This is a genomic window from Streptomyces durmitorensis (genome assembly GCF_023498005.1).
Classification (GTDB): Bacteria; Actinomycetota; Actinomycetes; order Streptomycetales; family Streptomycetaceae; genus Streptomyces; species Streptomyces durmitorensis.
Genome location: NZ_CP097289.1, coordinates 3,309,267 through 3,326,400 on the forward strand (window position 1 = coordinate 3,309,267; position 17,134 = coordinate 3,326,400).

Consider the following 17,134-nt stretch of genomic DNA (forward strand, 5'->3'; position numbering starts at 1 on the left):
ACAACCACTGGTCGCACGCGACACGCACAACCTGCCGGACAGGCCCTGCCGGATGGCAGAGACCCCCCTGTCCAAGACCGGTGACGGGGTGTCTCCGGCCTGCTCGGTGGGGACCCAGAAACCCCGCTCCCGACTGGCTTTCGGGCTGCGGGTTATTGGACCGAGCGTCGCCGATCGTGGTGCATTCTCGGCCCCCGCACAAGGGGGTTCGTTACTGGCTAGTAACGGCGCGATAACCGAACCACGACCGCGCGGTATCGGTCGGCCACAGACGGTGTCCCCATGACCAGGAACAGACCGGGATGTTGAAGGGCACAACAGGACAGAAGGCTGGCCTGGGCTTACTCCAAGTAACAGTGGCCGCGTTTACCAAGATTTGGTAAAGCGCGGCCACTGTGACGCCTTGGAAGCGATTTTTTCACTCGGGCATCACAAGCCCCAGTGTTTAACGACTGGTCAGCGAACGGCTCGCGAGGGGTCGAACAGCCTGGCGCACGGAGTGGCCGTACGGCTGTGTCAGAAGAGCACCCGTGCGAGCTGCGTGCGCGCCGCGGTCACCCGCGGGTCGTCCGAGCCGACCACTTCGAGGAGTTCGAGCAGCCGCACGCGCGCGGCGTCCCGGTCCTCGCCCGCCGTACGCCGGACCGCCTCGATGAGCCGCCCGAACGCGTCCTCCACATGACCGCCCACCAGGTCGAGGTCGGCGGCGGCGATCTGCGCGGCCACATCGCCGGGACGGTCGGCGGCGTCCTTGCGGACCTGCTGCGCGTCCAGACCCTGGACACGCTGCAGCAGTTCGGCCTGGGCGAGGCCGAGCTTGGCCTCCGTGTTGCCCGGGTCGTCGCTCAGCACATTGCGGTAGGCCTGCACGGCGCCGGCCAAGTCGCCCGCGTCCAGCGCCTGGACGGCGGCTTCGAGCAGGGCGTCGTACGGACCGGCGGGCACCTCGGCGACGGGGGCTTCCTGCTGCTCCCCGCCCTGGGCGTCCGCGTCGACGGCGAGACCGGTGAGACCGAAGCGCTCCTCGCCGACCTGGATCAGCTGGTCCAGGGTCTGGCGGATCTGCTCCACCGGTGCGGCGCCCTGGAAGAGCGGCAGGGCCTGTCCGGCCACCACCGCGAAGACGGCCGGGATCCCCTGGACCCCGAACTGCTGCATCAGCATCTGATTGGCGTCTACGTCGATCTTGGCGAGGACGAAGCGGCCGTTGTACTCCCGCGCGAGGCCTTCGAGCAGCGGGCTCAGCTGCTTGCACGGCTCGCACCACTCGGCCCAGAAGTCGATGACTACGGGCACTTCGGTGGAGCGCTGGAGGACCTCGCGCTCGAAGCCCGCCTCGTCGACGTCGATGACGAGGCTCGACGGGGAGACCGCGGGGACCGCGCCCCCGCCCTGCCTGGCCGCTTCGGCGCGCGCCTGCTCCGCCTTCGCCTTGGCCTCCTGGGCCGCCTTCACGGCGGCGAGGTCGACGACTCCGCTCATGGACATGTTCCGTGGCTGCATGAGTACATCCTCCCCCAAGCCGTGCGGGAACCGCGCCCGTCCGGAGCCCCCCCCCGCCGGATTGCGGGGCCGCGGACGGCCGTGGCGCCAAGGTCCCGAGGAGGACCGATGGTTGTGGCGCGGGGTCCCCACCCCGTGCCGGTGCCGCTGCTGTGGTTGTCGCCGTGCTGTGTTGCTGTGCTGTGTTGCTGTGCTTTGCCGCTGTGCTGTGTCGCTGGTTGCCGCTCGGCGAAGGAGCGTGGGCGCCGAGGAGGAATTGCCGTTCGTCCCGCCCACATCTCTTTCGCTACGAGTCGTAGCGTAACTGCCGTGCGCTGCCGTGCGGGAGGCGGACCTGCGCGAACTTCGGTGATCTGCCTCACTCGGCCGCCGCTCCGGCCTCTTCCGTACTGGCCGGTATGGTCACGGGATGCAGAGCCGCATCCCCCCTCACGCCCGCACCGGCGGCCGCCCCCGCAACGCCGCGGCGGACACCGCGATCCTGGAGTCGACCCGCCAGGCCCTGGTCGAACTGGGCTGGTCCAAGCTGACGCTCGGCGATGTCGCCACGCGCGCGGGGGTCGCCAAGACGACGCTGTACCGGCGCTGGGCGGGCAAGAGCGAGCTGGTCGTGGACGCGGTGGCGGAGCTGTTCGACGAGCTGGAGCTGCCGGACCGCGGCAGCCTCGCGGCGGACATCGAGGGTGTGGTGCTCCAGTTCGCGGCGCTGCTCGGCCGTCCCGAGACGAAAACGGCGCTGATGGCGGTGGTGGCGGAGTCGACGTCGGACGAACCGCTGCGGGAGCGGATCCGTACGTCGATCGTGAACCGCCAGAAGCGGCTTGTCCTCGCGGGGCGGAAGCGGGCGCAGGAGCGGGGCGAACTCCCTCCGGAGCCGGACCCCGCCGCTGCCGGGCGGACGGCGGACCTCATCTTCGACGTGATCGCCGGAGCGGTGGTGCACCGCGCCCTGGTCAGCGCGGAGCCGGTCGACGAGGACTGGGCCGCGCGCTTCACGTTGCTCTTGCTGGGCGGTTTGGCCGCGGCAGCGGCAGCGGCCGGGCCGGAGGCCTCCACCACCCCCTGACGTCACCCCCCCTGCGGGGGCAGCGTGCCTGCGACTGCGGCTGACCCCGGGCCACGGCTTCCTCCGCCCTGCGGGGCAGCGTGCCTGCGGCTGCAACAAACCCTGAGCCGCCGCTTCGCGGCGAGTCCCCCCCACCCACCCACCCGATCACCCCGCAGCACACACCGCCGGGCAATCGGGCGGGCGGGTGGGGGAATCCGCCGCGCAGCGGCGAACTGATCCGCACGCCGAGGTCACCAGCCAAGCCCCGAAGCCCGCCCATAAGACCCGGGGCAATCGGGTGGGTGGGCGGGAAGGGCGCCGCGCAGCGGCGAACCACCGGTCAGAGGAAGGCACTGCTCCAGCCCACCGCAGGTGACCCTCAGACCTGGTACCGCTCCGCCGCGAAGAGGCGGAGGTTTTCCGCGACCCACTCCGACGTCCGCTTCAGGCCCTCCGCCAAGGAGACCTCCGGAGTCCACCCGGCCCACTCTCTCGCCCGGGAGTTGTCCGACAGAAGCCGCTGGACCTCGCTGCCCGAGGGACGCAGCCGCGCCGGGTCCACGACCACCTTCGCCGCACGCCCCGACGCCTCGATCAGCGCCTCCGCCAGGTCGCCGATCGAGATCTCCTGCCCCACTCCCAGGTTCACCGCGTGGCCCACGGCCGCCTCGCACTCCGCCAGCGCCATGAAACCCCGCGCGGTGTCCGTCACGTACGTGAAGTCACGCGTCGGCGTGAGCGAGCCCAGCTTGATCTCCCGCGCCCCGGAGTGCAGTTGGGCAAGGATCGTGGGGATCACCGCGCGGGCCGACTGCCGCGGACCATACGTGTTGAAGGGGCGCACCACCGTCACCGGCAGCTCGAAGGCGTGCCAGTGCGACAGCGCCATCATGTCGGCGCCTATCTTCGACGCGGAGTAGGGAGATTGCGGCTGGAGCGGGTGCTCCTCCGAGATGGGGGCGGTCAGCGCCGTCCCGTACACCTCGCTCGTCGACGTGTGAACGAGCCGCCGCACCACATGCCGCCGGCACGCCTCCGCCACGTTCTCCGTGCCGACGACGTTCGTCTGGACGTACGCCCCCGGGGAGTCGTACGAGTACGGGATCCCGATCAGCGCGGCCAGATGGAAGACCGTGTCGCAGCCCTCCACCGCGTCCATCACACGCCCCGCGTCCCGTACGTCGCCCGCGAGCATCTCGACCCGCGGGTCCCCGAGGAGATGCGCGAGGTGGCCCTTCTCCGCGTACGGCTTGTAGTGCACGAAGGCGCGGACCTTCGCGCCCTGCTCCAGGAGCAGGTCGACGAGCGTCGAGCCGATGAAGCCCTCGGCCCCGGTGACGAGGACCGTGCGACCGGCCCAGCCGAAGGTGCTGTTACTGCTCGTACTCGTACTCATGCGTACTCCAAGTGCGCTGTGTGGTGGGTGAGTTGGATGACCCGCTCGGCGAGCAGATCGGCGGCGTGCGCATGCGTGCCCGGATCGGCCGCCCCGCTCATCGCGGCGAGCCGCGCCGGATCGGCAAGGAGCGGCCCGACGAGCTCGGCGAGCCGCGCCGCCGTCGTCTCGCCGTCGGGCAGGAGCAGGCCCGCGCCCGCGTCGGAGAGGACCCGCGCGTTGTGCGTCTGGTGGTCGCCGGGTGCGTGCGGGTAGGGGACCAGGACGGCGGGGACCCCGGTGGCCGCGAGTTCGGCCACCGTCGCCGAACCGGCACGGCAGACCACCAGGTCGGCCGCGGCGTACGCGAGGTCCATCCGGTCGAGATAGGGCACGGCCTTGGCGACCGCGTCCCCGCCCGACTCCACGAGCCGCCGCCGCGTCTCGTCGAGCGCTGCGGGCCCCGTCTTGATCAGCAGATGGACGTCGGAGCGGTGCCGCCAGCTCGCCGCGAGCCCCACCGCCGCCTCGGTGAGACGGGCCGCGCCGAGACTGCCGCCGTTGAAGAGCAGCATCCGGGCCCCGTCCGGCACCCCGAACTCCCGGCGGGCCTCGGCCCGCAGCGCCCTGCGGTCGAGCACGGCGAGCGGCGCCGCGATGGGCATCCCGGTGGTGTACGCGCGCTCGCCGCCCGGCAGATGCTCCCGGCTGCGGTCGAAGGCCACCGCGATGTTCGGGGTGAGGCGGGCCGCGAACCGGTTGGCGCGGCCGGGGACGGCGTTGGACTCGTGGATGAGGCTCGGAAGACCGGCCATCCTGGCGCCGACGATGACGGGAGCGCTGGGATAGCCGCCCATCCCGACGGCGACCTGCGCGCCCTGCGCCCGCAGGATCGCCCGGCACTGGGCGCCGGACTTCACCAGGGCGGCGGGCAGGAGATACCGCTTGGCGCCGAGCGACGGGTCGAAGGGGATCATGTCGACGGTGTGCAGGCGGTACCCGGCGTCCGGTATCAGCCGGGTCTCAAGACCTCGCTGCGTACCGACGAAGGAGACGACCGCGCCCGGCACGGCACGGCGCAGGGCGTCGGCGAGGGCGAGCCCGGGATAGATGTGTCCACCGGTGCCGCCCGCGCCGATGACGACGGAGAGAGGGGCACGGGCCCCTGACTCGGGAGATCGCATATCGGGTGTTCGCATGGCAATGGAGCATCACGAGCAGGTCTAAGAGGGTTTTAAGAGCCGCGTTTGGCACCTTTGGACCATGAGATCTCCGAGGAGCTCGCCCTGCGGGCAGCCAGGCCGCCCCCGTCGCACCCAGGCAGGTCCGGCGTGACCACACCCCCCGCGCCCAAGATCCTCGTGGTCGACGACGACCCGGAAGTCCGCGCGGCGGTGGAGGACGCCCTCACGATCGAGGGCCACTCCGTCCGCGGCGCCGCCGACGGCAGCCGCGCGCTCGGCGCCATCGCCCGGTGGGAGCCGGACCTCGTGGTCCTTGACGTGATGATGCCGGTGATGGACGGCCTCGCCGTCTGCCGCCAGATGCGCGCCATCGGCGACCGCACCCCGGTCCTCGTCCTCACCGCCCTCGGCTCCGTCAGCGAACGCGTCGACGGCCTCGACGCGGGCGCCGACGACTATCTGGTGAAGCCCTTCGCCCTGGACGAGCTCGTTGCCCGCGTCCGCGCCCTCCTGCGCCGCGCCGCACCCGAGCAGCGCTCCCCCGCCGACGGCGACGACCTCGCGTACGCCGATCTCGTCCTGGACCCGGCGACCCGCACCGGCCGCCGCGGCCACCGCGCGGTCGAGTTCAGCCGCACCGAGTTCGCCCTGCTCGAACTGCTCCTGCGCAACGCGGGACAGGTGCTCCCGCGCGAGCTCATCCAGGAGTCGGTCTGGGGACGCGACTTCGGGCCCGACTCCAACTCCCTTGCCGTGTACGTCGGTTACCTGCGCCGCAAGCTGGAGTCGGGCGGCGAGCCCCGCCTCGTGCACACCGTGCACGGCGTCGGCTACCGGCTCGGCAGCCCGTGAGCGCCCGGCGCAGGCTCGGTGCCCGGTGGCGGCGCAGGCGTCCGCTGCGCACCCGGCTGGCGCTGGCCGCGGCGGCGGCCGTCGCGCTGGTCGCGGTCGGGGTGTGCGTGGCCGCGTTCCTCGTCATCCGCTACAAGCTCTACCAGCAGCTCGACCAGAACCTCGCCCAGTCGGCGACCCTCATCGCCCAGCAGCGGAACTACGACGCCGAGCCGGGCGTCGTGACGGGCGAGTGCCGCTTCCTGGGCGCCCCCGCCTGCTCGCAGATCGTCCCCGCCGACCCGGCCGACGATCCGTCGAAGCCCTATCTGCTCCCGGTCACCCACTCCACGCGGCTGGTCGCGGGCGGCAAGGCGTCTCCGTACTACACGAGCCTCACGCTCCAGGGGCGGCCGACCCGGATGTACACCACCCACTACGGCAAGGGCGACGCCGTCCAGGTCGCCCTGCGCGCCGACATCGCCGAGCGCGGCGTGCGGCAGGCCGCCGGGCTCCTGTCGGCGGTGGGCGGCGCCGGGGTGCTCCTGTCGGGGCTCGGCGGCTACTGGGTCTCGCGCACCGGCCTCGCCCCGGTCGCCCGCCTCACCGCCACGGCGGAACGCATCGCGGCGACCCGCGACGCCCGTCACCGCATCGAGCTGCCGCCGGGGCCACCGGGCCGCGAGGACGAAGTGACGCGCCTGGCCGCCTCGTTCAACGCGATGCTGGCCGAGCTGGAGAAGTCGGTCACCGCGCAGCGCCGCCTGGTCGCCGACGCCTCGCACGAGCTGCGTACTCCGCTGACGGCACTGCGTACGAACGCCGAACTGCTCGCCCGCGCCGACCGGTTGAACGAGGCCCAGCGCGAACGGGCGTCCGGCGCCCTCGCCCGCCAGCTGCGCGAAGTCACCGGCATGGTCAACGACTTGATCGAGCTGGCCCGCGACGAGGAGCCGCAGCCCCTCCTGGAGGAAGTACGGCTCGCTCCCCTGGTCGCCCATGTCGTGGACGCGGCGCGCGGCCACTGGCCGCAGGTGCCCTTCACGCTCCAGGTGACCCCGGAAGCGGCGGACCTGAGCATCCCCGGGGTCCCCGCGCGCCTCTCGCGCCTGGTCACCAACCTCCTGGACAACGCGGCCAAGTTCAGCCCGCCGGGCACCCCCGTGGAGGCCTCCCTCACGGCCACCGCCCTGACGGTCCGCGACCACGGGCCCGGCATCGCGGAGGAGGACCTTCCCTACGTCTTCGACCGCTTCTACCGCGCGGAGAAGGCCCGCGCCCTGCCGGGCTCGGGCCTGGGTCTCGCGATGGCCCGCCAGATCGCCCACGCGCACGGAGCTGAGCTCTCGGCGGAGAGGGCGCCGGGCGGGGGCGCGCTGTTCAGACTGACGCTGGGCCAGAATTAAGCCCGTCCGGCGATTGAGGACATTGGTGACCGCTAGCGAGACCAGGCGCAACTGCCAAGAGTGGCCCGCTCCTTGGCAACGAGGCTGTCCGCTTCCCGCGCGGGCAGGACGCGGCTGTGCTTGCCACGGCAGATGACCGTGCGGTCACCGTGTCCGGCCAGGTCGACCAGGATCTGGTCCCAGTGGCGGTACTGCACGTCGTGCCCGGAGTCCGCGTACGTCCGCACCTTCGCCTTGCCGGGCAGCGCGTCCTGCCAGGTCTTGAGCGTCGCCGGCGGCACCGTCGTGTCCTTCTCGCCGCCGTAGAGGTACACGGGCGCGTCGAGCTTCTTCAGGTCCGGGCCCGGCCGTCCGCAGTACAGCTTCTGCTCGTGCACCTGCGGCGCGGGGTCCGCCTGCTGGCCGCGCTGGTTGTAGGTGCGCGCGCCTTCCTCGTACGCCGTGTCGGCGAAGCCCGGTATCGACTTCACGGGGCTGTCGTCGGGGAAGGCCCACCACTTGCGCGGGTCCCGGATGGAGTCCTTGACGGTGTCGGCCAGCTCGTCGTCGGACATCGAGCAGTACGCGGGCTTCGCGCCGTAGGGCGGCAGGGCCGCCGCGAGGTGCAGGGCCGAGATCCGCTCGGGGGCGCGCCCGGCGAGCTCCGCGGCGTACGGACCGCCGCCCGAGATCGCGATCACGCTCACGTCGTCCACGCCGAGCTTGTCGAGGACTTCGAGGGTGTCGTCGGCGAAGTCGGCCTTGCCGAGCTTCTCGTCGTACTCCGTGTCGCCGAAGCCGTTGCGCTCGACGGAGATGAGGCGCAGACCCAGGTCCTCGCGGGTCGTGCGGAAGAAGTCCGTCATGTGCGCGGCGCGGGCGCTCGTGCCGGTGCCGCCTATGAAGAGGACGGGCTTGCCCTTCTTGTTCCCGGTGTCGGAGTAGTGGGCCGTCCGGCCGTTCGACAGCTTCGCCGCGTGCACCTCCGGGCCCAGCGAGTCGAAGGTGTCCTGGACCTTCGGCTCGGCCGGCGGGCTCGCGCTCACCTCACCGGAGCCGTACACCGTCAGCGCACCGAGCAGCGTGAGCGTGGCGGCTCCAATGGCGATCACAGCGGTACGAGTGGGGCCGGGCAGGCTCACGGGTGACACAGGGTGACTCCAGGGGAAGGAGGGACTGACGCGAGCGCGCGCCTACCCAGCTCCTTGCATCTGACACCAACAACTTTCAGCCGAACCCCGACGGGCGCCCCCGTAGGGGCGCGGGGAACTGCGCGACCAGCCAAAACAGATCCGCAGATCCCCACGCACCACAGGCAACCGAACTAGAACCCCGGCGGCTCGGTGTAGATCCCCCACTCGCCCCGCAGGGCATTACAGATCTCCCCGAGGGTCGCCTCGGCCCGAACCGCCTCCAACATGGGGCCGATCATGTTCGACCCGTCCCGCGCAGCCGCAACCATCGCGTCCAGCGCGCCCCGCACCCGCTCATCGCCCCGCGCCGAGCGGCGCGCGCCCAGGACCTTGACCTGCTCCCGCTCCACCTCGTGGGAGACCCGCAGGATCTCCAGGTCGCCGGTGACGGAGCCGTGGTGGACATTGACGCCCACGACGCGCTTGTCGCCCTTCTCCAGGGACTGCTGGTACTGGAACGCCGACTCGGCGATCTCCCCGGTGAACCAGCCGTCCTCGATGCCGCGCAGGATCCCGGAGGTGATGGGCCCGATGGGGTGCTGCCCGTCGGGGTGCGCCCTGCGCCCCCGCTCCTTGATCTGCTCGAAGATCTTCTCGGCGTCGGCCTCGATGCGGTCGGTGAGCTGCTCGACGTACCAGGAGCCGCCCAGCGGGTCCGCCACGTTGGCGACGCCCGTCTCCTCCATGAGCACCTGCTGCGTGCGCAGCGCGATCTCGGCGGCCTGCTCGCTCGGCAGCGCGAGGGTCTCGTCGAGGGCGTTCGTGTGCAGGGAGTTCGTGCCGCCGAGGACCGCGGAGAGTGCCTCGACAGCGGTGCGTACGACGTTGTTGTAGGGCTGCTGTGCCGTCAGCGAGACGCCCGCGGTCTGCGTGTGGAAGCGCAGCCACTGGGCCTTGTCGGTCTTCGCTCCGTACACGTCGCGCATCCAGCGGGCCCAGATCCGGCGCGCGGCACGGAACTTGGCGATCTCCTCGAAGAAGTCCAGGTGCGCGTCGAAGAAGAAGCTGAGTCCGGGCGCGAAGACGTCCACGTCCATGCCGCGGCTCAGGCCGAGCTCGACGTACCCGAATCCGTCCGCGAGCGTGTACGCGAGCTCCTGCGCGGCCGTCGCACCGGCCTCACGGATGTGGTAGCCGGAGACGGACAGGGGCTTGTACGCGGGGATGTCGCGCGCGCAGTGCTCCATCAGGTCGCCGATGAGGCGCAGGTGCGGCTCGGGCTGGAAGAGCCACTCCTTCTGCGCGATGTACTCCTTGAAGATGTCCGTCTGGAGCGTGCCGTTCAGGACGGCCGGGTCGATGCCCTGCCGCTCGGCGGCGACCAGATACATGCAGAAGACGGGGACGGCGGGTCCGGAGATCGTCATCGACGTCGTGACGTCACCGAGCGGGATGTCCTTGAACAGGACCTCCATGTCGGCGGCCGAGTCGATGGCGACCCCGCAGTGCCCGACCTCGCCGAGTGACTGGGGCTCGTCGGAGTCCCGGCCCATCAGGGTCGGCATGTCGAAGGCCACGGAGAGACCTCCGCCGCCGTTGGCCAGGATCATCTTGTAGCGCTCGTTCGTCTGCTCGGCGTTGCCGAAGCCCGCGAACTGGCGGATGGTCCAGGTCCGGCCGCGGTAGCCGGTGGCGTGCAGTCCGCGGGTGAAGGGGTACTCGCCGGGCCATCCGATCCGCTCGAAACCCTCGTACGTGTCCCCGGGCCGTGGCCCGTAGACCGGCTCGACCGGGTCTCCGGAGAGCGTGGTGAAATCCGCGTCGCGCTTCTTCGCGGTGTCGTACCGGGCCTGCCAGCGACGGCGGCCCTCCTCGATGGCGTCAGCGTCCATACCTCGAATTTACTAGGACGTCCTAGTAAATGTCGAGGCGCTGCGACATTAGCTGCTCCGCAGCGGGGCCACGGGTATGTCCGTGGCGGCACTTCGAGGCGAGGGGCCAGGCGGACTCGACGCATACAGGGGCGCGATACCGCGCCCCGTAAGGGGCGCGGGGAACTGCGCGACCGGCCCCCACCGGCCCGCGGGTCCATCACCGCACTTCCCAGCGGAGCGCTTACGCCTTGGCGGTGGCCGGGGAACCGTCGACGATCAGCGGCTCGACTTCGCGGGCCACCTTGCGCTCGACCACGAAAGCCGCCGTCGGGATCGTCCCCGAAATCAACACCCACAGAAGCTTGCCGAACGACCACTTGGCCTTGGAGCCGAGGTCGAAGGCGAAGATCAAGTAAATGATGTAGAGGACGCCATGGACCTGCGAGACCACCAGGGTCAGGCCCTCGCCCTTGTCGAAGCCGTACTTGGCCACCATGCACGCGCACAGGATGAGGAGCATGACGGCGGTGACGTAAGCCATCACCCGGTAGCGGGTCAGCACGCTGGATTTCATGGCTACGAGCGTAACCGTCCGAAAAATCCCCGCGTACACGGGGATCACACATCATGCTGCTCATGCTCTGCACCCGCATGCGGGCCATCCCCACACCGGTGGGGAGCACCGTACTGACCCGCGCAAACGCTAACGCGCCCGCTCAGCCCTTGTCCTCGAAATCCTCCGCAGCCACCCGCAAGGGTCTGAGCATCGCGAAGATCTCCGCGCACTCCTCGGCGTCGTAGACCCCGAGCCCGAAGTCCATGGCCATCAGCTCGCGCGTGGCCGCCTCGACGACCTCGCGGCCCTTCTCCGTGATGGAGGCGAGGGTGCCGCGCCCGTCGTTCGGATTGGGGCGCTTGTCGACGAGGCCGGACTTGACCAGCCGGTCGACGGTGTTGGTGACGGAGGTGGGATGGACCATCAGACGCTCGCCGATCTTGGACATCGGCAACTCGCCCGCCTGCGAGAAGGTGAGAAGCACCAGCGCCTCGTACCGAGCGAAGGTCAGTCCGTACGGCTTGACGACGGCGTCGACCTCGGCGAGCAGGATCTGGTGCGCCCGCATGATCGAGGTGATCGCGCCCATGGCCGGTACGGATCCCCAGCGCTGCTTCCAGAGTTCGTCGGCGCGGGCGATGGGATCGAAGGGGAGGCTGAGCGGCTTCGGCACGCCAAAGACCTTACCCGCCGGTCATATGGTGGTCAGCCCCGTCTCGCGATTCGGTCACGTGTTCCCGTAGGTTGGCGGGTTTACCCTCTTCCCCTCCGCCGTCCGTACGGTGCGTGGCGCGGACCTCGGCGGCCAGGACCAGGCAGCAGACCGTGCCGAGCACCCCCGACGCGGCGACGACGGTGCTCACCGCGAAGAACTCCGCCGCGAGCCCGGCGAGCGCCATCCCGATCCCCTGGATCGTCATGAGCCCCGCCGTGTGCACGGTCATGGCCCGCCCGCGCAGCTCCTGGGGCACGGCGTCGACGAACCACCGGTCGACGCCCAGCGTGTACGCGGATCCCGCGCCGGCGAGCGCGAGCGCGAGCATCGCCCACATGAGGCCCGGGGTGACGGCGTACACCGTGAGCGGCAGGAGCGTGAAGGAGGCGAGCGGCAGGGCGATGCGGGCCCGGGTGGTGGCGGAGAGCGCGGACCCGGCGTACAGCTCCGCCGCGATCGTGCCGACCGGCAGCGCGCACATCAGGAGTCCGACGCCCGCGACACCGACGCCGATCTGATCGGCGTACGGAGCGGCGAGCGCCTCCGGGGCGACCATGAACATGGGCGGCGCCCACAGGAGGAGCAGCAGCGCCCTGATCCGCCGGTCGCCGAGCACCTGCCGCGCGCCGCCGAGCGAGTACTTCACCAGCGCGGAGCCGCCGCCCCCGCGCGCGGGCCGGCGCTGCGTCCCGCACCGCAGGAACAGCGCGGACGCGGCGAACGTGCCCACGGTGATGAGGAGCGCCTCGCGCGGCGACACGACGGTGAGCAGGGCGCCGCCGAGCCCGAAGCCGACGAGCACGGAGCTCTGCGAGACGATCCGCAGCAGGGAACGCCCGAGGACGAACAGGTCGCCGTCCCCGAGGATGTCGGCGAGGGTCGCCATCCGCGTCCCGTTGAACACGGGCGAGACGACGGCGATGACGCACCGCAGCGCGAGCAGCCCGAAGACGGGCGTGACGGGCAGAGCCATGAGGGCGGCGCACACGGCACACACGACGTCGCACACGACGAGCACCCGGCGCGGCGGATACCGGTCGGCGATCCCGGACAGCAGGGTCCCGCCCACGAGGTAGGGCAGCATCCCCAGCGCGAAGGTGAGCGCGCTGAGCAGCGGCGACCCGGTGAGCCCGTACACGAGCACGGTGAGCGCGACCTCGCTGACGACGACGCCGAGCAGCGAGAGGGCGTGGGCGAGGAAGACGGCACGGAACTCGCGGATCTTGAAGAGGCGGAGGTAGCCCGGGGGTTCGGAGATGCACTTGTCTGAGGTGTGCGGGCAGGGGGTGCGCTTGTCTGAGGTGCAGTTGTCTGAGGTGTGCGGGCAGGGGGTGCACTTGTCTGAGGTGCAGTTGTCTGAGGTGTGCTCGTCGGACATGTCCGCACCCTGCACGGGCCCGCGCCGGTCGCCCTAGAGTTTCGGCTCCAGGCGAATCGTGGGGGGCGGGAGCGTGCCGGACCGGTTGCACTTCGGGCCCGACGATCTCTTGCGGTGCCGGTTCGCCGTCTCGCCGCTGTGGGAGACGCAGGAAGCCGTACGCACCCTCAAGCGGCCCGACCGGCACGGCTACCACCCGCAGTGGCTCCGGCGGATCCGCGACGCGAGTGCCGGGCTCGAACTCCGGACGCTGTGGCTGCTGATGCCGCAGCGCGGCTACTCCCCCGACTTCATCGGCCCTCCCCCCATCGGCCCCGCCGCCACCTTCGAGGAGGAGATCGCGGCCGTGCGCGCCGCCGACCCCGAAGCCGCGCGCGAGGAGCTGACGCGGGCGCTCGCCTGCACCGCGGGAGCCGCCGAATCGCCGCAGGGGCGCGCGCTGCTCGCCGATCCGGCGCGCGCGGTGCGGGATCTCGCCGACGCCATGGAGGCCGCCTGGCACACCCTCGTCGAGCCGGACTGGCCCCGGCTCCGCGCGCTCCTCGAGGCGGACGTCGCCTTCCATTCGCGGCGGCTCGCGGAGGTCGGCCTCGGCGCGCTCGTCGCCGAGCTCGACCCGAGGTTCGCCTGGGACGCGGAGACCCTGACCGTCGCGCGCAGGGGCGACCACGTAAGGCAGTTGGCGGGGCAGGGCCTCGTCCTGATGCCCAGCGTCTTCACCTGGCCCGACGTGGTGGGCGGCCACGAGCCGCCCTGGCAGCCGACCCTCGTCTATCCCGCCCGCGGGATCGGCGGCCTCTGGGCCGAGCCGAGCGACCGTACGTCCGAAGCGCTCGTACGGCTCCTGGGGCGAGGCAGGGCGAACGTCCTGGCCGCGCTCACCGACCCGGCCACCACCTCGGCCCTCGCGCATCGCCTGGGGCTCGCCCCCTCGTCCGTCTCCGCGCACCTCGGCGCCCTGCGCGGCGCCGGGCTGCTGGTCTCGCGGCGGTACGGGCACCAGGTGCTCTACGAACGCACCCCGCTGGGCATCGCGCTGGCGAGCGGCGGCGGCATCTGACATCGCCCGGCGTCCGGCCCGGTGTCGTAACCAAGGGTGATTGGCCCCTTATGTAACGATTGCCGTCGTTACCGTCGCCCAAGGGGGCTGGATGCACCGCCTGGTCCGTACGTTCACCGCACTCACGGCCCTCACGGCCCTCGGGCTCACGGCAGGGTGCTCCTCCGACTCCGGCTCCCAGGGCAAGGAGAGGACGGCCTCCGAGGCAGGTCCCTCCACCGAGGCCGCGAAGAAGACGCAGAGCGCCTTCTGGGTCGACCCGCAGAGCGCCGCCGCCCGGCAGGTCAGGCAGTGGGAGCAGGAAGGCCGCACCCAGGACGCCGCCGCCCTGAAGCGGATCTCCGAGCAGCCCATGGCCGTGTGGCCCGCGGGCGACGACCCGGTGCCGGACATCAAGGCGGCCGTCGACGGCGCCGCGCAGGCCGACCGCACCGCCGTACTCGTCGCGTACAACATCCCGCACCGCGACTGCGGCCAGCACTCCGCCGGCGGCGCGCACAGCTCGGACTTCTACCGGCAGTGGATCGACAAGTTCGCGGGCGCCATCGGCGAGAGCCCGGCCGTCGTCATCCTGGAGCCGGACGCGATCCCGCACATCGTGGACGGCTGCACCCCCGCCGAGTACCACGCCGACCGCTACCAACTGCTCTCCAAAGGCATCCAACGGCTCAAGGAGCAGCCAAGGACGAAGGTCTATCTGGACGCGGGCAACCCGAGCTGGATCACCGAGGCGGGCAAGCTCGCGCAGCCGCTCCAGCAGGCCGGGATCGCCCAGGCCGACGGCTTCTCGCTGAACGTGTCGAACTTCCAGAGCGACGAGACCATCAAGGCGTACGGCCGCAGCCTCTCGGGGATCGTCGACGGCAAGCACTTCGTGATGGACACCAGCCGCAACGGCAAGGGCCCGCTCGCCGGGGACCGCGCCGACGCCTGGTGCAATCCGCCGGGCCGCGGCCTCGGCACCCCGCCCACGGACAAGACCGGTGACGCGCTGCTCGACGCGGTCCTGTGGATCAAGCGGCCCGGCGACTCGGACGGACCGTGCCGCGGCGGCCCGGCGGCGGGCCAGTGGTGGCCCGACTACGCGCTCGGTCTCGCGCGCAACGCCAAGGCCACCTGACCGGCACTCACTTCTGCCCGACGTGGATCCACTTCGCCTCTGACGACGTGCCGTCCTGGTCCGTCACGAAGAGCATGTACCAGCCGGGCGGCACCAGAGCGGTGTCGCCCTTGGGTACGTCCACCGTCACCTCGCCCTTGCCCTTGGTGAGGCCGAGCGCGATCGACCGCTGCTCGACGTCCGTCGTGTGCGTCACCGCGCTGGGACGCATCAGGCGGGCCGAGGCGATCTTGTCGGGGGTCTTCGTGCGGAACGTCGCGCGGCCGTCCGCCGCCAGCTGTTCGGGGCCCTCGCCCAGGACCGGACGGTTGTTGCCCGCCTTGTGCAGCGTGGGCGGCGTGAAGACCTCCATGCGCTGCTCGAAGTGGCCGAGCTTGGTGTTCTCCTGGTTGTCGAAGAGCGGGTCGGAGCCGAAGGTGACGACCCGTCCGTCGGGCAGGAGCAGCGCCTCCGAGTGGTAGTTGCGGCCCACCTTGGGGGACGCCGCCTCGCGGAAGCTGTTCGTCCTGGGGTCGTAGAACTGCGCCTTGAGGATGTTGCTGCCGCCGCGCCCCCGGTAGTCCTTGGAGCCGTTGGACGTGAACACCGAGTCGTCCGGCAGGATCACGCTGTTCAAGTAGCGCGTGCCCTGCGGGAGTTCGGGCCCGGTCCTGAAGGCGGGGCTGTCCTCCTTGAGGTCCACCACGGCCGTGCGCCGGGTCGCCTTGTCGGACTCGCCGACGCCTCCGCCGCCCAGGATCATCACCTTCTGGTCCTGCGCCGGGGGCAGCAGGACGGACGCGGACGTCTCGGTCTGGTCGAGGTCGACGAGGCCGGGGATCTTCTCGAACTTGTTGGTCTTCAGGTCCCACAGGCCCGGGTCACGCCCCTTGTCGGCGGGCCCGTAGCCCGCGTTCGACGCCGGGTAGAAGAGCTTGCCGCCCTTGGTGAGGAAGAGCGCGGGGTAGGTCGGGAAGTAGCGCTTGGGGCCGTTGGTCCACTTCTTCGTCTTCGGGTCGTAGATCTCGTTGTCGCCCGGGTCGATCATGCCCACGTCGTCGAGGCCGGAGACGGCGAGCACCTTGCCGTCGTCGAGACCGACGAGCGTGGGGTACCAGCGGGCCTTCTCCATCGGCTCCACGGGGACGTATTTCTCGGCCTTCGGGTCGAACTCGTACGCCGCCTTGATCCCCTGGAAGTCCTGCTTGTCCATGGTGATCTTCTCGGCGATCCCGTAGGCGTTGTCCGCGTCCTTGCCGGTGAGGCCCTCGATCTCGTACTGCGCGGACTTCTCGTTGACGAACTCCTCGCCCTCCTGCGCGGCTTCGACGAAGACGCGGGACTCGCTCGCCTTGACCGTCGTCTTCCAGGGCTGCATCACACCAGCCTTGTTGTACGTGATCTTGTAGTCCCGCTTGGCCTTGGGGACGTTGACGTCGAACTTGCTCACGTACTCGACGCCCGACGGGGAGCGGAAACGGGTGCCCTTCTTGAGGACGATGGCCTTGTCGGGGTTCTCGTTCTTGACGCGCATGCCGCCGCCGGCGCGGTTGATCTCTCCGTCGAGGAGTTCGTAGCGCGCCGTGCCGCCCGCCACCAGCAGGCGCCCGTCGGGGAGTTGGGCGTGCCCCGAGCAGAAGAAGTCCTCCGGGGTCGCGACCTTCTTGAAGGTGTCCGTCCTCGGGTCCCAGAGGATCGTGTCGAACGACCCCTTGTCGAACTTCTTCTGCTCGTTCCCGGAGCCCGCGACGATCAGGACCTTGCCGGTGTGCAGGAGCGCGGCGTGGATGGCGTTCGTGCGGTACTCGTCGGGGATGCCGATCTGCTTCCAGGAGCCGTACTTCGCCTTGTAGCCGGGCTGGGCGATCTTGTACGCGTAGTACCTCTCCTCGGCGAAGGAGAGTGCCGCCGGTGCGTTGAGTCCGACGAGCAGAGCGCCCGCACCGACTCCGAGGAGCGTCTTCTTGGTCCGCTTAGAGGGCCGGTAAGCCAT

The 17,134-nt window shown here is 70.8% G+C and carries 14 protein-coding genes; 5 read left to right on the forward strand and 9 right to left on the reverse strand.

The annotated features are described in order from the left end of the window. Positions 1-516: 516 nt before the first annotated feature. Positions 517-1,503, reverse strand: coding sequence for a tetratricopeptide repeat protein (locus tag M4V62_RS14580; protein ID WP_249587685.1), 987 nt, complete (start codon positions 1,501-1,503; stop codon positions 517-519). A 409-nt stretch (positions 1,504-1,912) separates the two neighbouring features. On the opposite strand from M4V62_RS14580, the gene M4V62_RS14585 reads away from it, so the two are divergent. Then, positions 1,913-2,569 (forward strand): TetR/AcrR family transcriptional regulator, encoded by a 657-nt coding sequence (locus tag M4V62_RS14585; protein WP_249587686.1) that lies wholly within the window; start codon positions 1,913-1,915, stop codon positions 2,567-2,569. Between the two features lie 361 nt (positions 2,570-2,930). On the opposite strand, the gene M4V62_RS14590 is transcribed toward M4V62_RS14585, so the two are convergent. After that, positions 2,931-3,947: an SDR family NAD(P)-dependent oxidoreductase gene (locus M4V62_RS14590; protein WP_249587687.1), complete on the reverse strand. Its 1,017-nt coding sequence runs from the start codon at positions 3,945-3,947 to the stop codon at positions 2,931-2,933. Then, positions 3,944-5,125 (reverse strand): UDP-N-acetylglucosamine--N-acetylmuramyl-(pentapeptide) pyrophosphoryl-undecaprenol N-acetylglucosamine transferase, encoded by a 1,182-nt coding sequence (locus M4V62_RS14595; RefSeq protein WP_249587688.1) that lies wholly within the window; start codon positions 5,123-5,125, stop codon positions 3,944-3,946. Before M4V62_RS14595 ends, M4V62_RS14590 begins: the two co-directional genes overlap by 4 nt. A 132-nt stretch (positions 5,126-5,257) precedes the next feature. Between M4V62_RS14595 and M4V62_RS14600 the strand changes: the two genes are divergently transcribed. Continuing rightward, on the forward strand, positions 5,258-5,962 hold the full coding sequence (locus M4V62_RS14600) for a response regulator transcription factor (protein ID WP_249587689.1): 705 nt from the start codon (positions 5,258-5,260) through the stop codon (positions 5,960-5,962). Further along, positions 5,959-7,347, forward strand: coding sequence for a sensor histidine kinase (locus tag M4V62_RS14605; RefSeq protein WP_249587690.1), 1,389 nt, complete (start codon positions 5,959-5,961; stop codon positions 7,345-7,347). The genes M4V62_RS14600 and M4V62_RS14605 overlap by 4 nt, the downstream gene beginning before the upstream one ends. 32 nt (positions 7,348-7,379) lie before the next feature. Here the strand turns inward: M4V62_RS14605 and M4V62_RS14610 are convergent, their stop codons facing one another. The 5 genes from M4V62_RS14610 to M4V62_RS14630 all read right to left on the reverse strand — a co-directional run bounded on the left by M4V62_RS14610 (position 7,380) and on the right by M4V62_RS14630 (position 12,982). Then, on the reverse strand, positions 7,380-8,438 hold the full coding sequence (locus M4V62_RS14610) for an alpha/beta fold hydrolase (RefSeq protein WP_249587691.1): 1,059 nt from the start codon (positions 8,436-8,438) through the stop codon (positions 7,380-7,382). A 212-nt stretch (positions 8,439-8,650) separates the two neighbouring features. After that, positions 8,651-10,351 (reverse strand): coenzyme B12-dependent isobutyryl-CoA mutase large subunit, encoded by a 1,701-nt coding sequence (gene icmA, locus M4V62_RS14615; protein ID WP_249587692.1) that lies wholly within the window; start codon positions 10,349-10,351, stop codon positions 8,651-8,653. A gap of 223 nt (positions 10,352-10,574) precedes the next feature. Next, positions 10,575-10,907 (reverse strand): DUF3817 domain-containing protein, encoded by a 333-nt coding sequence (locus M4V62_RS14620; RefSeq protein ID WP_249587693.1) that lies wholly within the window; start codon positions 10,905-10,907, stop codon positions 10,575-10,577. Between the two features lie 142 nt (positions 10,908-11,049). Next, complete coding sequence (locus tag M4V62_RS14625) at positions 11,050-11,562, reverse strand: MarR family winged helix-turn-helix transcriptional regulator (protein WP_249587694.1); 513 nt, start codon at positions 11,560-11,562, stop codon at positions 11,050-11,052. A 10-nt stretch (positions 11,563-11,572) separates the two neighbouring features. After that, complete coding sequence (locus M4V62_RS14630; RefSeq protein ID WP_249587695.1) at positions 11,573-12,982, reverse strand: MFS transporter; 1,410 nt, start codon at positions 12,980-12,982, stop codon at positions 11,573-11,575. A gap of 73 nt (positions 12,983-13,055) precedes the next feature. Here M4V62_RS14630 and M4V62_RS14635 point away from each other — a divergent pair, with 73 nt between their 5' ends. Both M4V62_RS14635 and M4V62_RS14640 read left to right on the forward strand, forming a co-directional pair. Continuing rightward, positions 13,056-14,042, forward strand: a complete 987-nt coding sequence (locus M4V62_RS14635; protein WP_249587696.1) for an ArsR/SmtB family transcription factor — start codon at positions 13,056-13,058, stop codon at positions 14,040-14,042. A 91-nt stretch (positions 14,043-14,133) separates the two neighbouring features. Next, on the forward strand, positions 14,134-15,162 hold the full coding sequence (locus tag M4V62_RS14640; RefSeq protein WP_249587697.1) for a glycoside hydrolase family 6 protein: 1,029 nt from the start codon (positions 14,134-14,136) through the stop codon (positions 15,160-15,162). Positions 15,163-15,169: 7 nt separating this feature from the next. On the opposite strand, the gene glxA is transcribed toward M4V62_RS14640, so the two are convergent. Beyond that, positions 15,170-17,134, reverse strand: coding sequence for a radical copper oxidase GlxA (glxA, locus tag M4V62_RS14645; RefSeq protein WP_249587698.1), 1,965 nt, complete (start codon positions 17,132-17,134; stop codon positions 15,170-15,172).

What these genes read in the sequence shown, in the direction of transcription:
- icmA (WP_249587692.1), bottom strand. Translation starts at nt 10,351, where the DNA reads ATGGACGCTGACGCCATCGAGGAGGGCCGCCGTCGCTGGCAGGCCCGG.
- M4V62_RS14630 (WP_249587695.1), bottom strand. Translation starts at nt 12,982, where the DNA reads ATGTCCGACGAGCACACCTCAGACAACTGCACCTCAGACAAGTGCACC.
- M4V62_RS14585 (WP_249587686.1), top strand. Translation starts at nt 1,913, where the DNA reads ATGCAGAGCCGCATCCCCCCTCACGCCCGCACCGGCGGCCGCCCCCGC.
- M4V62_RS14640 (WP_249587697.1), top strand. Translation starts at nt 14,134, where the DNA reads ATGCACCGCCTGGTCCGTACGTTCACCGCACTCACGGCCCTCACGGCC.
- M4V62_RS14590 (WP_249587687.1), bottom strand. Translation starts at nt 3,947, where the DNA reads ATGAGTACGAGTACGAGCAGTAACAGCACCTTCGGCTGGGCCGGTCGC.
- M4V62_RS14620 (WP_249587693.1), bottom strand. Translation starts at nt 10,907, where the DNA reads ATGAAATCCAGCGTGCTGACCCGCTACCGGGTGATGGCTTACGTCACC.
- glxA (WP_249587698.1), bottom strand. Translation starts at nt 17,134, where the DNA reads ATGGCTTACCGGCCCTCTAAGCGGACCAAGAAGACGCTCCTCGGAGTC.
- M4V62_RS14595 (WP_249587688.1), bottom strand. Translation starts at nt 5,125, where the DNA reads ATGCGAACACCCGATATGCGATCTCCCGAGTCAGGGGCCCGTGCCCCT.
- M4V62_RS14580 (WP_249587685.1), bottom strand. Translation starts at nt 1,503, where the DNA reads ATGCAGCCACGGAACATGTCCATGAGCGGAGTCGTCGACCTCGCCGCC.